General features: G+C 64.9%; 14 protein-coding genes, 1 tRNA gene and 1 riboswitch. Of the genes, 8 read left to right on the plus strand and 7 right to left on the minus strand.

Features of this window, described 5'->3' with window-relative positions:
- Positions 1 to 18: 18 nt before the first annotated feature.
- Positions 19 to 92, minus strand: a tRNA-Gly gene (locus tag ACGHJ7_RS08545).
- Between the two features lie 202 nt (positions 93 to 294).
- Here ACGHJ7_RS08545 and ACGHJ7_RS08550 point away from each other — a divergent pair.
- The 7 genes from ACGHJ7_RS08550 (at position 295) to mmsB (ending at position 6,632) form a co-directional block, all read left to right on the plus strand.
- On the plus strand, positions 295 to 1,797 hold the full coding sequence (locus ACGHJ7_RS08550) for a CoA-acylating methylmalonate-semialdehyde dehydrogenase (protein WP_390476362.1): 1,503 nt from the start codon (positions 295 to 297) through the stop codon (positions 1,795 to 1,797).
- Positions 1,798 to 1,907: 110 nt separating this feature from the next.
- The gene (locus ACGHJ7_RS08555) at positions 1,908 to 2,330 is read left to right on the plus strand and encodes a hypothetical protein (RefSeq protein WP_390476364.1); all 423 of its coding nucleotides are present in this window, start codon (positions 1,908 to 1,910) and stop codon (positions 2,328 to 2,330) included.
- Between the two features lie 88 nt (positions 2,331 to 2,418).
- Complete coding sequence (locus tag ACGHJ7_RS08560) at positions 2,419 to 3,564, plus strand: acyl-CoA dehydrogenase family protein (protein WP_390476366.1); 1,146 nt, start codon at positions 2,419 to 2,421, stop codon at positions 3,562 to 3,564.
- A 12-nt stretch (positions 3,565 to 3,576) separates the two neighbouring features.
- Entirely contained in the window at positions 3,577 to 4,632 is a 1,056-nt protein-coding gene (locus tag ACGHJ7_RS08565) for an enoyl-CoA hydratase/isomerase family protein (protein ID WP_390476368.1), read from the plus strand.
- Entirely contained in the window at positions 4,629 to 5,414 is a 786-nt protein-coding gene (locus ACGHJ7_RS08570) for an enoyl-CoA hydratase-related protein (protein WP_390476370.1), read from the plus strand. The genes ACGHJ7_RS08565 and ACGHJ7_RS08570 overlap by 4 nt, the downstream gene beginning before the upstream one ends.
- Before the next feature lies 1 nt (position 5,415).
- Positions 5,416 to 5,766 (plus strand): hypothetical protein, encoded by a 351-nt coding sequence (locus ACGHJ7_RS08575; RefSeq protein ID WP_390476372.1) that lies wholly within the window; start codon positions 5,416 to 5,418, stop codon positions 5,764 to 5,766.
- Entirely contained in the window at positions 5,763 to 6,632 is an 870-nt protein-coding gene (gene mmsB / locus ACGHJ7_RS08580) for a 3-hydroxyisobutyrate dehydrogenase (RefSeq protein ID WP_390476374.1), read from the plus strand. The genes ACGHJ7_RS08575 and mmsB overlap by 4 nt, the downstream gene beginning before the upstream one ends.
- On the opposite strand, the gene ACGHJ7_RS08585 is transcribed toward mmsB, so the two are convergent.
- Entirely contained in the window at positions 6,619 to 7,350 is a 732-nt protein-coding gene (locus tag ACGHJ7_RS08585; RefSeq protein ID WP_390476375.1) for a hypothetical protein, read from the minus strand. The genes mmsB and ACGHJ7_RS08585 overlap by 14 nt on opposite strands.
- A 107-nt stretch (positions 7,351 to 7,457) precedes the next feature.
- On the opposite strand from ACGHJ7_RS08585, the gene ACGHJ7_RS08590 reads away from it, so the two are divergent.
- On the plus strand, positions 7,458 to 8,735 hold the full coding sequence (locus ACGHJ7_RS08590) for a lipopolysaccharide biosynthesis protein (RefSeq protein ID WP_390476377.1): 1,278 nt from the start codon (positions 7,458 to 7,460) through the stop codon (positions 8,733 to 8,735).
- Between the two features lie 24 nt (positions 8,736 to 8,759).
- Here the strand turns inward: ACGHJ7_RS08590 and gcvPB are convergent, their stop codons facing one another.
- From gcvPB to metH, 5 genes are all read right to left on the minus strand, one after another.
- The gene (gcvPB, locus tag ACGHJ7_RS08595) at positions 8,760 to 10,427 is read right to left on the minus strand and encodes an aminomethyl-transferring glycine dehydrogenase subunit GcvPB (protein WP_390476379.1); all 1,668 of its coding nucleotides are present in this window, start codon (positions 10,425 to 10,427) and stop codon (positions 8,760 to 8,762) included.
- Positions 10,424 to 11,800 carry an aminomethyl-transferring glycine dehydrogenase subunit GcvPA gene (gene gcvPA / locus ACGHJ7_RS08600; RefSeq protein WP_390476381.1) on the minus strand — a complete coding sequence of 459 codons (1,377 nt, stop codon included), beginning with the start codon at positions 11,798 to 11,800 and terminating at the stop codon, positions 10,424 to 10,426. Before gcvPA ends, gcvPB begins: the two co-directional genes overlap by 4 nt.
- Before the next feature lie 78 nt (positions 11,801 to 11,878).
- On the minus strand, positions 11,879 to 12,250 hold the full coding sequence (gene gcvH, locus ACGHJ7_RS08605; protein WP_390476383.1) for a glycine cleavage system protein GcvH: 372 nt from the start codon (positions 12,248 to 12,250) through the stop codon (positions 11,879 to 11,881).
- Between the two features lie 4 nt (positions 12,251 to 12,254).
- On the minus strand, positions 12,255 to 13,451 hold the full coding sequence (gcvT, locus tag ACGHJ7_RS08610) for a glycine cleavage system aminomethyltransferase GcvT (RefSeq protein WP_390476385.1): 1,197 nt from the start codon (positions 13,449 to 13,451) through the stop codon (positions 12,255 to 12,257).
- A gap of 155 nt (positions 13,452 to 13,606) precedes the next feature.
- Positions 13,607 to 13,698: riboswitch (glycine riboswitch) on the minus strand.
- A 138-nt stretch (positions 13,699 to 13,836) separates the two neighbouring features.
- A complete protein-coding gene (gene metH / locus ACGHJ7_RS08615) occupies positions 13,837 to 16,476 on the minus strand; it encodes a methionine synthase (RefSeq protein ID WP_390476387.1) in 2,640 nt (879 codons plus the stop codon).
- Between the last annotated feature and the right edge of the window lie 3 nt (positions 16,477 to 16,479).

The raw sequence follows: 16,479 nt of genomic DNA on the forward strand, positions 1-16,479 counted from the left end.
CCTTTAGGAAAAAAGCGCTGGAGCGGGCGAAGGGAATCGAACCCTCGTCGTCAGCTTGGGAAGCTGCTGCTCTACCATTGAGCTACACCCGCGCGTGCGCCGGGCGATGCCTGTGGCCGATGGACGGGGCCCGGTCAATATAAACACCGGTCGCACGCCCAGCGGCGGCTGGCGGGATCGGGCGCAGCTGGTCGCGCCTCGGCCCTCGGCATACCGACTTATCTTGGCCGCCCGGCTTGTGTGAGCGCGGCGGGGGTTTAGATACGCTGCAAAACCAGAACCGGAGAGACTATCATGCGCCAGATCGACCACCTGATTGCCGGGGGCTCCCCCGCCGCCACGGGCCGCACCCACAAGGTCTGGAACCCCTCCACCGGCGAAGTTCAGGCCGAGGTCGTGCTGGGCAATGCCTCCACGCTGGACGCTGCCGTTGCGAAAGCGAAGGAAGTGCAGCCCGGCTGGGCCGCGACCAATCCGCAGAAACGCGCCCGCGTGATGTTCGAGTTCAAGCGCCTGGTCGAGGAAAACAAGCAGGAACTCGCCGAACTGCTCTCCAGCGAGCATGGCAAGGTCGTCGAGGACTCGCATGGCGACGTGCAGCGCGGGCTGGAAGTCATCGAATTTGCCTGCGGCATCCCGCAGGCGCTGAAGGGCGAATACACGCAAGGTGCCGGGCCGGGCATCGACGTCTATTCGATGCGCCAACCGCTGGGCATCGGCGCAGGAATCACGCCGTTCAACTTCCCCGCCATGATCCCGATGTGGATGTTCGGCATGGCGATTGCGGCAGGCAACGCGTTCATCCTCAAGCCTTCGGAGCGCGACCCCAGCGTGCCTGTGCGGCTGGCAGAGCTGTTCCTGGAAGCGGGGGCGCCGGAAGGCCTGCTGCAGGTCGTCCACGGAGACAAGGAGATGGTCGATGCCATCCTCGATCACCCCGACATCCCGGCCGTCAGCTTCGTCGGATCGTCGGACATCGCGCAGTATATCTACGAACGCGGCGCAGCGAATGCGAAGCGCGTGCAAGCGTTTGGCGGGGCCAAGAACCACGGCATCGTGATGCCCGACGCCGATCTCGACCAGGTTGTGAACGATCTGGCCGGCGCTGCTTTCGGCTCTGCCGGCGAACGCTGCATGGCGCTGCCGGTTGTCGTGCCGGTGGGCGAGGACACCGCCGACCGCCTGCGCGAGAAGCTGATCCCGGCAATCAACGCCCTGCGCGTCGGCGTCGCCACCGATGCGGACGCGCATTACGGCCCCGTCGTCACGCCGGAACACAAGGCGCGCATCGAAAGCTGGATCGACACGGCCGAGAAGGAAGGCGCCGAAGTCGTCCTCGACGGACGCGGCTTCAGCCTGCAGGGGCATGAGGACGGCTTCTTCGTCGGCCCGACCCTGCTCGACCGCGTCACGCCGGACATGGAAAGCTACCGGGAAGAAATCTTCGGCCCCGTGCTCCAGATCGTGCGCGCCAATGATTTCGAGGATGCCCTGCGCCTGCCGAGCGAGCATCAATACGGCAATGGCGTCGCCATCTTCACCCGCAACGGCCACGCAGCGCGCGAGTTTGCGAGCCGGGTGAATGTCGGCATGGTCGGCATCAACGTGCCAATCCCGGTCCCTGTCAGCTATCACAGCTTCGGCGGCTGGAAGCGCTCCGGCTTCGGCGACATCGACCAGTACGGCATGGAAGGCCTGAAGTTCTGGACGAAGAACAAGAAGGTAACCCAGCGCTGGCCCGACGGGACGGCGGATGGCAGCAACGAGAACGCCTTCGTCATCCCGACGATGGGGTGACGGCTGTGCGCTTGCCCATCATTCTCGCTGCGGCGCTCGCATTGCCAGCATGTTCGCAGTCTGCCGCGACCGACGATGCATCGGAAGGAGGGCCTGCGCCCACTCAAACGATGATGCCGGTCGAACCGGACGGAGGCATCGGGGACGGGGCACCGCCAATACGCACTGCGGGTTCGGAATCCGCCGAAGATACCATGCCCGCATCCCTTCGCGGACAATGGCGCGAGAACGACCTTTCGCGCACACCCACCGCAAAGGACTGCGAACAGACGTCGGACACCAATCGCAATTTCGGTAAAGTCCTGACCGTCAGGAATGACGGTTATACTTTGTTTGAACAAGGTGGTCGCCTGATGGAAGTTCATAACCGGACCGACACCATGATCGATGCAACCTTCGACACCACCTATGCGGACACGCCCACTCAGGCGCGCAAGGATTTCGCCCTGCAGCCGGGCGGCACTCTGGCTATCAATCACGATGACGGCGACGGTATCCTGAATGTCACCGAGTACCTGCCGTGCCCGGAATAAGTTCGCGCGGGCAAGCCAACGGGCTGTGCAATCTCGCGTAAGGTCCACCCGTCTTTTCTCTTTACATCAGGGACGCTAGAGCCACTCCATGACAGGACAATTCCAGCTTACCGAAGACCAGCTTGCCATCCAGGACATGGCGCGCCGGTTCACTGCCGACAACATCACTCCACACGCCGGGGAATGGGACGAGAAAAGCCATTTCCCGCGCGACGTGATCCAGTCCACCGCAGAACTGGGCTTCGGCGCGATCTACGTGTCGGAGGAAAGCGGCGGCATCGGCCTCGGCCGGCTGGAGGCGGCGCTCATCATGGAAGCGATGGCCTATGGCTGCCCGACCACCAGCGCCTTCATCTCGATCCACAACATGGCGAGCTGGATGATCGACCAGTTCGGGTCGCAGGACGTGAAGGACCGGTATCTGCCGGACCTGATTTCCATGGAGAAGATCGCCAGCTATTGCCTGACCGAACCGGGCAGCGGGTCCGACGCGGCGGGGCTCAAGACCAATGCCGTGCTGGACGGCGACCACTATGTGCTCAACGGCACGAAGCAGTTCATTTCGGGTGGCGGGGTTAACGACGTCTACGTCACCATGGTCCGCACCTCCGACCACAAGACGAAGGGCATTACCTGCCTCGTCATCGACAAGGATACGCCCGGCGTCAGCTTCGGCGCGCCGGAGAAGAAGCTGGGCTGGAACGCCAGCCCCACCGCGCAGGTCATCTTCGAGGATGCACGCGTCCCGGTCGCCAACCGCGTAGGTGACGAGGGCGAGGGCTTCCGTTTCGCCATGATGGGTCTGGACGGAGGGCGTTTGAACATCGGGGCGTGTTCGCTTGGCGGGGCGCAGCGGTGTCTCGACGAAGCTGTCGCCTATACCAAGGATCGCCAGCAGTTCGACCAGCCCATCGCCGATTTCCAGAACACCCAGTTCATGCTGGCCGACATGGCGACCGACCTCGAAAGCGCCCGCGCCCTGCTCTACCTTGCGGCGGCGAAGGTGACGGATGGCGCTCCCGACAAGTCGCGCTTCTCCGCAATGGCGAAGCGGCTGGCGACCGACAATGGCAGCAAGGTCGTGAACGACGCGCTGCAATTGTTCGGCGGCTACGGCTATCTGAAGGACTACCCGATCGAACGCTTCTGGCGCGACCTGCGCGTGCATTCGATCCTGGAAGGCACGAACCAGGTCATGCGGATGATCGTGGGCCGCGACCTCCTGCGCCAGTAAGGGCACGAAACCATGACCCAAGACATCAACATCCACAAGCACGGCCGCGTCGGCCATATCAGCCTCAACCGGCCCAGTGCGCTTCATGCGCTCACCCTCGACATGTGCCACGCGATGAGCGCGGCGCTGACGGAGTGGGAGAACGACGACAGCGTCGAGGCCATCATCCTCGACCATGCCGAAGGGCGCGGTTTCTGCGCCGGCGGCGACATCAACCTGCTCCGCAAGAGCGCGCTGGAAGACGGCGGCGTGGCGGGACGCCAGTTCTTCCACGACGAATACCAATTGAACCACCAGATGTTCGTCTATCCCAAGCCCATCGTCGCCTTCATGGACGGCATCACCATGGGCGGCGGCGTGGGCATCGCCATGCCTGCGAAATACCGCGTGGCGACGGAGAACACGCGCTTCGCCATGCCGGAGACGGGTATCGGCCTGTTTCCCGATGTCGGCGGCGGCTGGCACCTCTCGCGCCTTGGCGGGCGGCTGGGACAGTTCCTCGCGCTGACGGGCGCGCGGCTCGACGGGAGCGAGTGCCTGTGGGCCGGTATCGCGACGCATTACGTGCCGAGCGAGATGCTGGAAGAACTGAAAGCCCGCATCGTGGAAAAGCCCGACCGGATTTCCGGCATCTTGTCCGAACCCGTCGGCACCCCGCCCAAGGCCCGGATCGACGCGAATGCCGACCTCATCCGCAAGCATTTCGCATCCGACCGCTACGAGGACATTCTCGCCAGCCTGGAAGCGGCGGCGGACGATGGCGACACTTGGGCGGCGAAGGAGCGCGACACGCTGGGCACGAAGAGCCCGCAGACTTGCAAGGTCGCGTTGCGCCAGCTTGCCGAGAGCGAGAAGCTGGACAGCTTCGCCGAGAACATGGCGATGGAATACCGCATCGCCAGCCGCGTGCTGGTGCGCCCCGATTTTGCCGAGGGCGTGCGCGCCGTGATCGTGGACAAGACGAACGACCCGAAATGGGATCCCCCCACTCCGCAGGATGTGAGCGAGGAACTGATCGACAGCATCTTCGCCCCCCTGCCCGCAGACGAAGAATGGAAACCGCTATGAGCGATTACGAAACCATCCTGACCGAAACCGACGGCGCAGTGACGACCATTACGCTGAACCGGCCCAAGGCGCTGAACGCGCTGTCCAGCGTGGTGCTGGACGAGCTGATCCAGGCCTTCGCCGCCTATCAGGCCGACGAGAGCCAGCTCTGCGCGATCCTGACCGGCAGCGGGGATAAGGCCTTTGCCGCGGGCGCCGACATCAAGGAAATGTCGGACAAGGCGGCGGCCGATTTCTACCTGGACGATTTCTTTTCCAAATGGACCAGCGAGATCGTCAAGACCACGCGCAAGCCGTGGATCGCCGCGGTCAACGGCTTTGCCCTTGGCGGCGGGTGCGAGCTCGCCATGATGGCCGACATCATCATCGCCAGCGAGAATGCGAAGTTCGGCCAGCCGGAGATCAAGCTGGGCGTCGCGCCGGGCATGGGCGGCAGCCAGCGGCTCACCCGCGCGGTCGGCAAGTCGAAGGCGATGGAAATGTGCCTGACTGGCCGGATGATGGATGCCGAAGAAGCCGAGCGTAGCAACCTCGTCGCCAAGGTCGTGCCACATGCGGACCTGATGGCAGAGGCGAAGAAGACCGCCGCCACCATCGCCTCCATGCCACCGATGGCCGCGATCGCGAACAAGGAAATGGTCAACAGCGCCTTCGAAATGACGCTCGACCAGGGCCTGATCGTCGAACGCCGCATCTTCCAGATCCTTACCGCGAGCGAGGACAAGCAGGAAGGCATGGCCGCGTTCATCGAGAAGCGCGAGGGGAACTGGAAGGGAAGGTGACGTGAAATCGTTTACGTTCTTCCTGATGGTCCTTTGGGGCGCTCTCGCTTTTTATACCGGCTATGTTGTCGTCAATGACGGATTGAATCTCTTCCCTGCGTTTTTCGGCGACATGGCCGAGTGGACATGGCCCGGGCAGTTCAATTTCGATTTCATGATCATGCTCTTCCTGTCGGCATGCTGGACGCTATGGCGCAACGGGCCCAACGCGGCCGGTATCTTGCTCACGGTCGTGGCGTTTTTCGGCGGCGCCGGCTTCTTGCTACCGTACATCACCTACCTGTCCTGGAAGCACGATGGCGATTTCACCGCCGTGCTGCTTGGCAGGCATGCGAAGGACACTGCTCTATGAAAATCGCCTTCATCGGCCTCGGCAATATGGGCGGCGGGATGGCCGCGAACCTCGTGAAGGCGGGGCACACCGTGAACGCCTTCGACCTCAGCGGGGATGCACGCGCAGCTGCCGCCGACGCAGGCTGCGAGGCGCATGATACGGTGGAAAGCGCCTGCGAGAGCGCGGAAGCGGTCGTCACCATGCTTCCCAATGGCGAAATCGTTCGCAGCGTCTATGGGGACCAGGTCATTGCCGCCACGCCTAAAGGCGCGATCTTCCTCGATTGCTCGACCATCGACGTGACCACGGCAAAGGAAGTGGAAGCGATTTCCGTCGGCGCAGGGTTCGAAATGGTCGACGCGCCCGTTTCCGGCGGCATCGCTGCAGCCAATGGCGGCACGCTGACCTTCATGGTCGGCGGAACGGACAGCGCGTTCGAGCGCGCCAAGCCGATCCTCGAAGGCATGGGCAAGGCCGTGATCCATGCAGGCGAGGCAGGCGCGGGCCAGACGGCAAAAATCTGCAACAACATGCTGCTCGCCATCCACATGATCGGCACGGCCGAAGCGATGAAGATGGCCCAGAAGCTGGGGCTCGACCCGCAGAAATTCTACGAGATCTCTTCGCAATCGAGCGGCTACAACTGGTCGCTCAATGCCTACACCCCCCTGCCCGGCGTCGGCGTCGAAAGCCCGGCGGACAACGATTACCAGGGCGGGTTCGCGACCGGCCTCATGCTGAAGGATCTGCGCCTCGCGATGGAGGCGGCCGACAAGGCAGACGCCGCCGTGCCGCTGGGTGCCCGTGCCGCCTCGCTCTACGAAGACTTTGCCGGGGCGGGTAACGGCGGACTGGATTTCAGCGCGATCATCAAGACCTATTGATCTCGTCGATCACGGTTTCCAGCCATTCGCGCGGCGCCCTGCGACGACCGACATCGGCAACGAATTCCTGACCCCGCGCAACCGAACGCAGGCGGCCACCGCGTAGCCAGCGGTCGGCGCGGTCGTGATAGCTGAGCCCGCCCTTCTTCAGCCAACCGGGCCGGTTCCACAGGCTGGGCGGACCTTCGGGAACGGTGAGCCGCAATGGGTCCGAAGCCCTTTGTGCCGTCCGCCCTTTCCCAACATAAATACAGTCATTCTTCGCATGCATCCCCAGCGCATGCGGATGGCCCAGCGCCGCCAGTTCGGCGCGCCGTGCCTCGTCGCAGGCGCTCAGGTCGACGATGTCCTCGACCCGCTGGTAGCCGAAAATGCGGTGATGCGGATCGCCGCTTCCCTCTCGGAACAGGCCGAAGAACAGGAACACGTCGCCCACGCCGACGCCCCTGTTGGCGAGATGCGTCTGCGCGGCGCCGCCCTGTCCGAACAGGCACATCCCCTCGTCAGTGAACATGGGATCGTGGTGGCACGGATCGCCTGCGCCCAGCACGCCGCGGCTGGCGGCTTCGGCGGCATCGCCCAGCCCCAGATCGCCATAGGTCGTGCGGGAATACCGGCTGGCCGGTATCGGCAGGCTGACCGGACGTCCCCCGATGATGGGCGATGGCCCGCCGCCGCTCGCGCTGTCGAAGCCCTTCCTGCTGAAGACGATCCGCATACCGATCCCTTTGGCGCACAGTCCAGGCGCTCACAAGTTTTGCCAAGGCGGCGTCTACCGTCTAAGTGCCGCCTTCACCGCAAACCGCGCGAGACCGGCCGCACTTCATGCAACGTATCGTCAGGAACATGGGCTGGCTGCTGGGCGGGCGCGGGGTCAATGCCGCGCTCAGCCTCGTTTACATTCCGCTGGCGACGCGCACGCTGGGCCTCGACGGGTTCGGTTATTTCGCGATCATCATCGCGCTGGGGCAGATCGTCACCGGCATTGCCAATTTCCAGACATGGCAATTCGTCGTGCGATGGGGGGCGGAAGGCGAAGGTCCGGCAAGGGCGACCGGTTTCGCCATCGCGCTGGACCTTCTTTCGCTGGTGACGGGCGCGCTGCTGGCCGCGATCCTCGTCGCGTCTGCACCGCTGTGGCTGCCGCTGCCCGCGGACCTGCTGTGGCTGGCTTTCGGCTATTGCCTCGTCTCGCTGTTCGCCTTGCGCTCCACGCCGACCGGGCTGCTGCGCCTGCGCTTCCAGTATGGAAGGGCAACCGCGGCAGAGGCGACGCAGCCCGTTGTCCGGGCCATCGGGGCCGTGCTCGCCTTCCTCTTCATGCCGACGGTGACGGGCTTCGTGCTGGCCTTCGCCGCTTCGGAAATCGTGGTCGCCGCCGCGCTGTGGATCGTCGCCGCGCGCAGCGAAAGGATCGAGACCTCGGAAATATCGCTGCGCCGCATTCCTGCCGCGCATCCCGATGCCTGGCGGTTCGTCCTGTCCACCAACCTGTCGGGCAGCCTGCTGGTCGCGGGCAAGCAGGTCATGATCCTGCTGGTCGGGGCGATCGGCGGGGAAGCGGCAGCGGGCGGGTTCCGCATTGCAAGCCAGTTGGGACAGGCGCTGGTCCAGCTGGCCCAGACGATCATAAAGGCCGTCTATCCGGAGCTTGTCCATGCAAAGGAAGACGCGGTCGCCATCGCCCGCCGGATTGCCAATGCCGCGCTCATCGGAGGTGTACTGGCCGTCGGCGTCGCCCTGCTGTTCGGGCGCGAGGCGCTGGTCCTGATCGCGGGCGAGGAGTTCCGCGTCGTCTACTGGGCGATGGTCATCCTCGCCATAGGCGGCGCGGTGGAACTGGTCGGGGCGAGCCTGGAATCGTTGCTGGTCAGCGCCGGGCGTGCGGGCACGGCCTTCCTGTGCCGGGCCCTGCCGATGGGCCTCGCCTTCGCGCTGCTGGAAACGGCGATGGGCTGGCAGGGGCTGAAAGGTGCGGCGCTGTGTGTTCTGGGGGCGAGCGCGCTTGCCGTGATCGGGTTCTGGGTCTCGATCCTCAGCCGCCTCGATATCCGGATCAGGCCGGAGGATGCCGCGAAGGCACCGCCCCGGCCCGTCGAATAATCGGCAGCGCCTGATCCGGGCCGGCTAGCGGCCGCCCTGTTCGGGCATGGCAGGCTGGCCGCCCTGCGGTTCCGGCTCTTTCCAGGCCAGCACCGGTTTACGCGCCGCCTGCGTTTCGTCCAGGCGGCGACGCGGTGCGTAATAGGGGGCCTGCTTCAGTGCCTGGTCGCCTGCCTTGGCCCGCTCCGCCACGGAGCGGAAGGCGGTGATGAACTGGTCGAGCGACGCCTTGCTTTCGGTCTCCGTCGGTTCGACCAGCATCGCGCCATGCACCACCAGCGGGAAATAGACCGTCATCGGGTGGTAGCCTTCGTCGATCAGCCCCTTCGCCAGGTCCAGCGTCGACAGCCCTTCGCCAAAATCCCTGTCGCCGAACAGGGCCTCGTGCATGCACGGCCCGCTCTTGGCATAGGGCGCGTGCAGCAGGTCTTCCAGGCTGCGCAGGACGTAGTTCGCATTCAGCACCGCGTCCTCGGCCACCTGTTTGAGGCCGTCGGCTCCGTGGCTCAGGATGTAAGCCAGCGCGCGGGTGAACATGCCCATCTGCCCGTGGAAGGCGGTCATCCGGCCGAAACTGTCCATCCGTCCGCCGAAATGCTCTTCGGAAAACGCGTCCGCATCCTCTTCCTCGACGAGGTGCACCATGCCGTCTGCGGTGCGCGCCGTGTAAGGCAGCGGCCCGTAAGGCGCGAGCGCATCGGACAGGACCACCGGGCCGGAACCCGGGCCGCCGCCGCCATGCGGGGTGGAGAAGGTCTTGTGCAAATTGATGTGCATCGCATCGACGCCGAGGTCACCCGGGCGCACCTTGCCGACGATGGCGTTGAAGTTCGCGCCATCGCAATAGACGAAACCGCCCGCCTCGTGCACCGCGTCCGAGATCGCTTTCATGTCGCGTTCAAACAGGCCGCACGTGTTGGGGTTGGTAATCATGACGCCCGCAACGTCCGGGCCCAGACGCTTCTTCAGAGCCTCCAGATCGACCCGGCCGTCTTCGGTGCCCGGAATGTCTTCCACCCGGTATCCGGCGAAGGCGGCGGTTGCGGGATTGGTGCCATGCGCGCTTTCGGGGACAAGGATGACTTCGCGCGCATCGCCGCGTGCTTCCAGCGCGGCGCGGATGCACAAGATACCGCACAGTTCGCCATGCGCGCCGGCCTTGGGGCTCATCGCGACGCCGGCCATGCCGGTCAGCTCGATCAGCCAGAAAGCCAGTTCGTTGACCACTTCCAGCGCGCCGCGCACGGTATCGACCGGCTGCAGCGGGTGGACATCGGCAAAGCCGGGCATCCGCGCAACCTTCTCGTTCAGGCGCGGATTGTGCTTCATCGTGCAACTGCCGAGCGGGAACAGCCCGAGGTCGATGGCATAGTTCTGGCGACTGAGGCGGGTGTAGTGGCGCACCGTTTCCGGCTCCGTCAGACTGGGCAGGCCGATCGCACCGGAACGCTCCAGCCCGCCGAGACGGCTGGCGGCCTGCGTTTTCGCCGCGCTTTCGGGCGGGGCCTCGACCCCGGCCAGCGGCAAGGGTGCAGGGAAGGCGAAATCGACGCCGGTCGTCTCGCTGCTGCCGATTTCGAAGATCAGCGGCTCTTCCAGCATCAGCGCACGGTTGCCTGTGACCGTTTCCGGCCCTTCGGCTGCACCGACGGTCATTTCGGGCTTCCAGCCGGACTTGTTCGGGGCGTTCATGCCGGCTCTCCCTGCGTGAGTTCGGTTGTCAGCGCGGAGCAGAGGGTGTCGATATCCTCCTCCGTGGTCGTTTCGGTCACGGCGACCAGCAGGCCTTGCGACAGGTCGGAAACATTGGGGAACAGGCGTCCGAGCGACACGCCCGCCAGCACGTCCTGCTTCGCAAGGTTGCGCACCACCGTGCGTGCGTCGCGGCCCAGCGTGACGGTAAATTCGTTGAAGAACGCGGTGTTGAGAACGGAGACGCCGGAGATCTTAGCCAGCCGTTCCGCCGCCACGCAGGCGAGCCGGTGGTTTTCCGCCGCCAGCGTGCGCAGGCCTTTCTCGCCCAGCAGCGTCATGTGGACACTGAAGGCCAGCGCGCAGAGCCCGCTATTGGTGCAGATGTTGCTCGTCGCCTTTTCGCGCCGGATATGCTGCTCTCGGGTGGAAAGCGTGAGGACGAAACCGCGTTTGCCCTCCGCATCGGTCGTTTCCCCGCACAGGCGCCCGGGCATCTGGCGCACATGCTTGGGATCGCGCACGGCGAACAGGCCGAGATAGGGCCCGCCGAATTGCAGGCCGACGCCGATGGACTGGCCCTCGCCCACGACGATATCCGCGCCCATTTCGCCGGGAGGCGTTATCGCGCCCAGTGCCACCGGTTCGGTGTTCACGGCGATCAGCAGCGCGCCCTTCGCGTGCGCGGCTTCCGCGACCGGCGTCAGGTCGGTGATGCGGCCGAGGATGTCGGGATACTGGAGCACCACGCAGGACGTGTCTTCATCGATCCGCGCGATCAGGCCATCGAGGTCCGGCTCTGCCTGGATGGACGGTTTCGCATCGGCAATGGTGTCGCCGGTGAATTTCGCCATGGTCTTCACGACCTCGGCATAATGCGGGTGCAGAGCGCCCGACAGCACGGCCCGGCTGCGCTTCGTCACGCGGCCCGCCATCGCGACCGCTTCCCAGCACGCGGTCGAGCCGTCATACATCGAAGCATTCGCCACCGCGCACCCGTAAAGCCGCGCGACCTGAGTCTGGAACTCGAACAGCATCTGCAGCGTACCCTGCGCGATTTCCGGCTGGTAGGGCGTGTAGGCGGTCAGGAACTCACCGCGCTGGATGATGTGGTCAACCGATGCGGGCACGTGATGCTTGTACGCGCCCGCCCCGCAGAAGAACGCCGCATCGGATGCTGCAAGGTTCTTCTTCGACAGCCGCCGCATGTGCTTCTCGACCGCCATTTCGCTGGCATGCAGCGGCAGCCCCTCGATCGGCCCGTTCAGCCGGGCCGCTTCGGGCACGTCGACGAACAGGTCGTCGATACTGTCCGCACCGATGACATCCAGCATTTCGCCGCGATCGGCGTCGGTCAGGGGCAGGTAGCGCATTCGATATGCTCCAGAATCACCTCCCGATCTCGGGAGCGCCGCGCGAGGTCGGGCTGCACGGCGAAGGAGGGGAAGAAATCAGAGTCCGTCGACGAAGGCCTTGTAGCCTTTCTCGTCCATCAGGCCGTCCAGCTCGCCCTTGTCGCCGATGGTCAGCTTGAAGAACCAGCCGTCTTCCTCGGGCGAGGTGTTGACCAGTGCGGGGTCTTCCTCGAGCGCATCGTTGGCCTCGGTCACCTCGCCGGAGATGGGCGCGAACACGTCGCTGGCCGCCTTGACGGATTCGACGACGGCCGCGTCCTTGCCCTTCTCGACCATGGCGCCGACGTCGGGCAGTTCGACGAAGACGATGTCGCCCAGCTGTTCCTGCGCGTAGTCGGTGATGCCGACGGTGGCGGTGTCGCCCTCCACGTCGATCCATTCGTGTTCATCGGTGAAGTAACGGGCCATCGGTTCAACTCCCTCGGAAATATTTGTGCGGCACGAAAGGCATGGGGGCGACGCGTGCAGGCAGGCGTTTGTTCCTGACCGCGACTTCCAGTTCGGTGCCGATTTCGGTGTGAGCGGCATCGACATAGGCCATGGCGATCGGGTGGCCGAGCGTGGGCGAGAAGCCGCCGCTGGTTACTGCGCCAATCTTCGCATCGCCGGCGAACACGTCCGCCCCTTCGCGGGCAGGCAGGCGGCCTTCCAGGACCAGGCCGACGCGGTGGCTGGCGGGGCCGTCCTTCAACGCATTGGCGATGGTGGCATGGCCCTTGTAGCCGCCAGCCTCGCGGCGTTTCTTGCTGAGGGCGAAGGAGAGGTCGGCGCTGACCGGATCGATCTCGGCCGTCAGGTCGTGACCGTACAGCGGCAATCCCGCTTCCAGGCGCAGGGAATCGCGCGCGCCCAGCCCCGCCGGACGCACCTCGATTTCCGCCATCAGCCGGTCGGCAAGGCTTTCGGCGAACTCCGCAGGGACGGAGATTTCGAAGCCGTCTTCGCCGGTATAGCCAGCGCGGGTGATCCGCAGCGGCCATTCGCCGAACTGGTATTCCACCGACTGCATGAAGACGAGATCGTCGGGCACGCCGCGCATCACGCGGCCGAGCGCCGTCGCCGCATTCGGGCCCTGCAGCGCGAGCAGCGCGTGATCGTCCATATGCTGCAGGTTCACCTCGTCCGGCAGGTGTTCGCGCAAATGGGCGATGTCGTCCCACTTGGTCGCTCCGTTGACGACGAGGTAATAGGCAGGCTCGCCCCAGTGCCCTTCGGTTCCGGCATCCTCGTCACCCTCGATCCACGGCGTGACATTGGTGACCATCAGGTCGTCCAGGATGCCGCCTTCGTCATTCAGCAGCAGGGTGTAGCGCACGCGGCCGGGCTTCAAGCTGGAGATCAGGCCCGGGACCAGTTCTTCCAGCGCTTCGGCCGGGTTCTCGCCGGTCAGCAGCAGCTGCCCCATGTGGCTGACATCGAACAGCGCCGCCTGCGTGCGGGCCCATTCGTGCTCTGCAATCAGGCCGCCGCCATGCTCTGCCGAATATTGCAGCGGCATATGGTAACCGGCGAAGGGGACCATGCGCGCACCGCGGCCGCGATGCCAGGCATCCAGCGGCAGTGTGCCGGTTTCTTCGGGCGTTTCAGTTTCGGCTTCGCTCAAGTCCATACGCTCCCGACAGGGCCGCGCGCCGACAACCGGCACGCTGGCCACCCGCCCCCTCTGTCGGGAAACCTGAGAGCTTGCTCCCGAGCCGATCCAGGCACGGGGCTTTCTCCTTCGGTGGCGGCCCGACAGGCGGACGCGCGCTTTCCAGAGTGTCGATAGCCCGCGCGGTCCGGTGGCCTGAGAGTTTCCGGGGCGGTTGCTCCTTCGGCGTCGCGGGTTTCCCCGCAAGCTCTCCCGCGCGCGCCTGCAAGGGAATCGCTTCCCCCGCCGACGGGCCCGCGATGCGGGAAGTCGGCGGGGCGGTCAATGCGTTTGAAAGGCGGTGGTCCCGATTATTCCCCGGCTCCGTTTATCCCCCGGCCCACTGCGGGGTCGGCGGCATCGCTCAGTCCAGATTGGGCCGCAGCCAGCGCTCCGCCGTCGCCAGATCGACCCCGCGGCGCTTCGCGTAGTCTTCCAGCTGGTCGCGCCCCACCCGGGCGACACCGAAATACTGCGATTCCGGATGGCCGAAATAGAACCCCGAGACCGCCGCCGTCGGCCACATGGCGAAACTCTCGGTCAGGGTCAGCCCGGCATTCTCCGGCGCATCCAGCAGGTCGAACAGGATCGGCTTCAGGCTGTGATCGGGACAGGCGGGGTATCCGGGCGCTGGGCGGATGCCGCGATATTCCTCCCGGATCAGCGCCTCGTTGGTCAGCTGTTCGCCGGGCGCATATCCCCACAGATCGGTCCGGACATGTTGGTGAAGGCGCTCTGCGAACGCTTCTGCGAAGCGGTCCGCCAGCGCTTTCAGCAGGATGTCGGAATAATCGTCCTTGTCCGCCAGGAAGCGCTGGGAATGCTCGTCTATCCCGTGGATGCCGACCGCAAAGCCGCCAATCCAGTCGCCTGCCGGGTCGATGAAATCGGCGAGGCACATATTGGCGCGGTCGCGCGATTTCTTCACCTGCTGGCGCAGGAAGGGGAGGACCACCGTCTCGTCGCGGTCGTGGCGATAGATCGTCACGTCGTCGCCGTCGCGCGCGCAGGGCCACAGGCCCGCCACACCGCGCGCCGTCAGCCATTTTTCGCCGATGATCCTGTCGAGCATCGCATCGGCGTCGGCCTTCAGCTGGGTCGCCGTCTCGCCGACCACTTCGTCGGTCAGGATGGCGGGGTAATTGCCGTGCAGTTCCCACGCGCGGAAAAACGGCGTCCAGTCGATCACGTCGCGCAGGTCGGCGAGGTCCCAGTCGTCGAACACATGCAGGCCCGGATTGCGCGGCGGGGCAGGCTTGTCGCTGAGGAAGGCGTCGTAATAATTCGCCCGCGCTTCCTCGATGCTGAGGAGGACGCTGGGCGACTTGCCCTCGCGCGCGGCGCGCACTTTCTCGTATTCGTCCGCGGTGTCGCCGACGAATTCGTCGCGCTGCGTGTCGGACAGCAGGCGGCTGGCGACCCCGACCGCGCGGCTGGCGTCGAGCACATGGATGACGGGGCCATCATATTTCGGATCGATCCGCAGCGCGGTATGCACTTTGCTGGTGGTCGCCCCGCCGATCAGCAGCGGAATATCCATCCCTGCATTCGCCATTTCCTCGGCCACCGTCACCATCTCGTCCAGCGAGGGTGTGATGAGGCCGGACAGGCCGATGATGTCGGCTTTTTCGTCCTTGGCAGTCTGCAAGATCTGCGACCACGGGACCATCACTCCCATGTCGATCACGTCATAGCCGTTGCACTGCAGGACCACGCCGACGATGTTCTTGCCGATGTCGTGCACATCGCCCTTCACCGTCGCCATGATGATCTTGCCCTTGGCCTTGCGCTCGGCCTCCGGAAGCAGGTCCTTCTCCGCCTCGATATAGGGGATGAGATGGGCGACCGCCTTCTTCATCACGCGGGCCGATTTGACCACTTGCGGCAGGAACATCTTGCCGCTGCCGAACAGGTCGCCGACGACATTCATGCCGTCCATCAGCGGGCCTTCGATGACCTCAATTGGGCGCCCACCTGCCTCTGCGGTAGCGGCGCGCATTTCCTCGGTATCCTCGACGACATGCGCGTCGATGCCCTTGACCAGAGCGTGCTCCAGCCGCTTAGCAACCGGATAGCTGCGCCATTCCGCAGCCTTTTTCTCGTCTTCCTTGGATGCGCCCTTGTAGCTTTCCGCGAGCGCAATCAGCCGCTCGGTCGCGGACACGTCGCCTTCCACGGGGCGCATCAGGATTACATCCTCGCACGCCTCGCGCAGTGCGGGGTCGATCTGGTCGTACACGTCGAGCTGCCCGGCGTTGACGATCGCCATGTCGAGCCCCGCGGGGATCGCGTGGTAGAGGAACACCGAATGCATCGCGCGGCGCACGGTCTCGTTGCCGCGGAAACTGAAGCTGAGGTTGGAAAGCCCGCCACTGGTCTTGGCGTGCGGACAGGCGGCCTTGATCTCGCGCACCGCCTCGATGAAGTCGAGCCCGTAGCGGTCATGCTCCTCGATCCCGGTCGCCACGGCGAAGATGTTGGGATCGAAGATGATGTCTTCCGGCGGGAAACCGATACCGGTCAGCAATTCATAAGCCCGTGTGCAGATTTCGACCTTGCGGTCCTTCGTGTCGGCCTGGCCCGTCTCGTCGAACGCCATGACGACGACGGCGGCGCCATAGGCCATGCATTTGCGCGCCTGTTCGAGGAATTGCTCCTCGCCTTCCTTCATGCTGATCGAATTCACGATCGGCTTGCCCGATACGCATTTCAGGCCTGCCTCGATCACCTCCCATTTGGAGCTGTCGACCATCACCGGAACGCGCGCGATGTCGGGCTCTGCCGCAATCAGTTTCAGGAAGGTTGTCATGGCATGGACCGCGTCCAGCAGGCCCTCGTCCATGTTGACGTCGATCACCTGCGCGCCGTTTTCCACCTGGCTGCGCGCGACCTCGACCGCGGCGGCATAGTCGTCGCCCAGGATCAGCTTCTTGAACCGGGCAGAACCGGTCACATTGGTACGCTCGCCGATATTGACGAAGCGGGCGGTCGAAAGATCGTTCATTGG

Origin of the sequence: Altererythrobacter sp. MTPC7 (genome assembly GCF_042851395.1) — a bacterium.
Classification (GTDB): Bacteria; Pseudomonadota; Alphaproteobacteria; order Sphingomonadales; family Sphingomonadaceae; genus CAJXSN01.

Coding starts and splice junctions, on each gene's coding strand:
- ACGHJ7_RS08565 (WP_390476368.1), top strand. CDS start 3,577: ATGACCCAAGACATCAACATCCACAAGCACGGCCGCGTCGGCCATATC.
- ACGHJ7_RS08590 (WP_390476377.1), top strand. CDS start 7,458: ATGCAACGTATCGTCAGGAACATGGGCTGGCTGCTGGGCGGGCGCGGG.
- gcvPB (WP_390476379.1), bottom strand. CDS start 10,427: ATGAACGCCCCGAACAAGTCCGGCTGGAAGCCCGAAATGACCGTCGGT.
- ACGHJ7_RS08570 (WP_390476370.1), top strand. CDS start 4,629: ATGAGCGATTACGAAACCATCCTGACCGAAACCGACGGCGCAGTGACG.
- mmsB (WP_390476374.1), top strand. CDS start 5,763: ATGAAAATCGCCTTCATCGGCCTCGGCAATATGGGCGGCGGGATGGCC.
- ACGHJ7_RS08555 (WP_390476364.1), top strand. CDS start 1,908: ATGATGCCGGTCGAACCGGACGGAGGCATCGGGGACGGGGCACCGCCA.
- ACGHJ7_RS08550 (WP_390476362.1), top strand. CDS start 295: ATGCGCCAGATCGACCACCTGATTGCCGGGGGCTCCCCCGCCGCCACG.
- gcvT (WP_390476385.1), bottom strand. CDS start 13,451: ATGGACTTGAGCGAAGCCGAAACTGAAACGCCCGAAGAAACCGGCACA.
- metH (WP_390476387.1), bottom strand. CDS start 16,476: ATGAACGATCTTTCGACCGCCCGCTTCGTCAATATCGGCGAGCGTACC.
- gcvPA (WP_390476381.1), bottom strand. CDS start 11,800: ATGCGCTACCTGCCCCTGACCGACGCCGATCGCGGCGAAATGCTGGAT.
- ACGHJ7_RS08560 (WP_390476366.1), top strand. CDS start 2,419: ATGACAGGACAATTCCAGCTTACCGAAGACCAGCTTGCCATCCAGGAC.
- ACGHJ7_RS08585 (WP_390476375.1), bottom strand. CDS start 7,350: ATGCGGATCGTCTTCAGCAGGAAGGGCTTCGACAGCGCGAGCGGCGGC.
- gcvH (WP_390476383.1), bottom strand. CDS start 12,250: ATGGCCCGTTACTTCACCGATGAACACGAATGGATCGACGTGGAGGGC.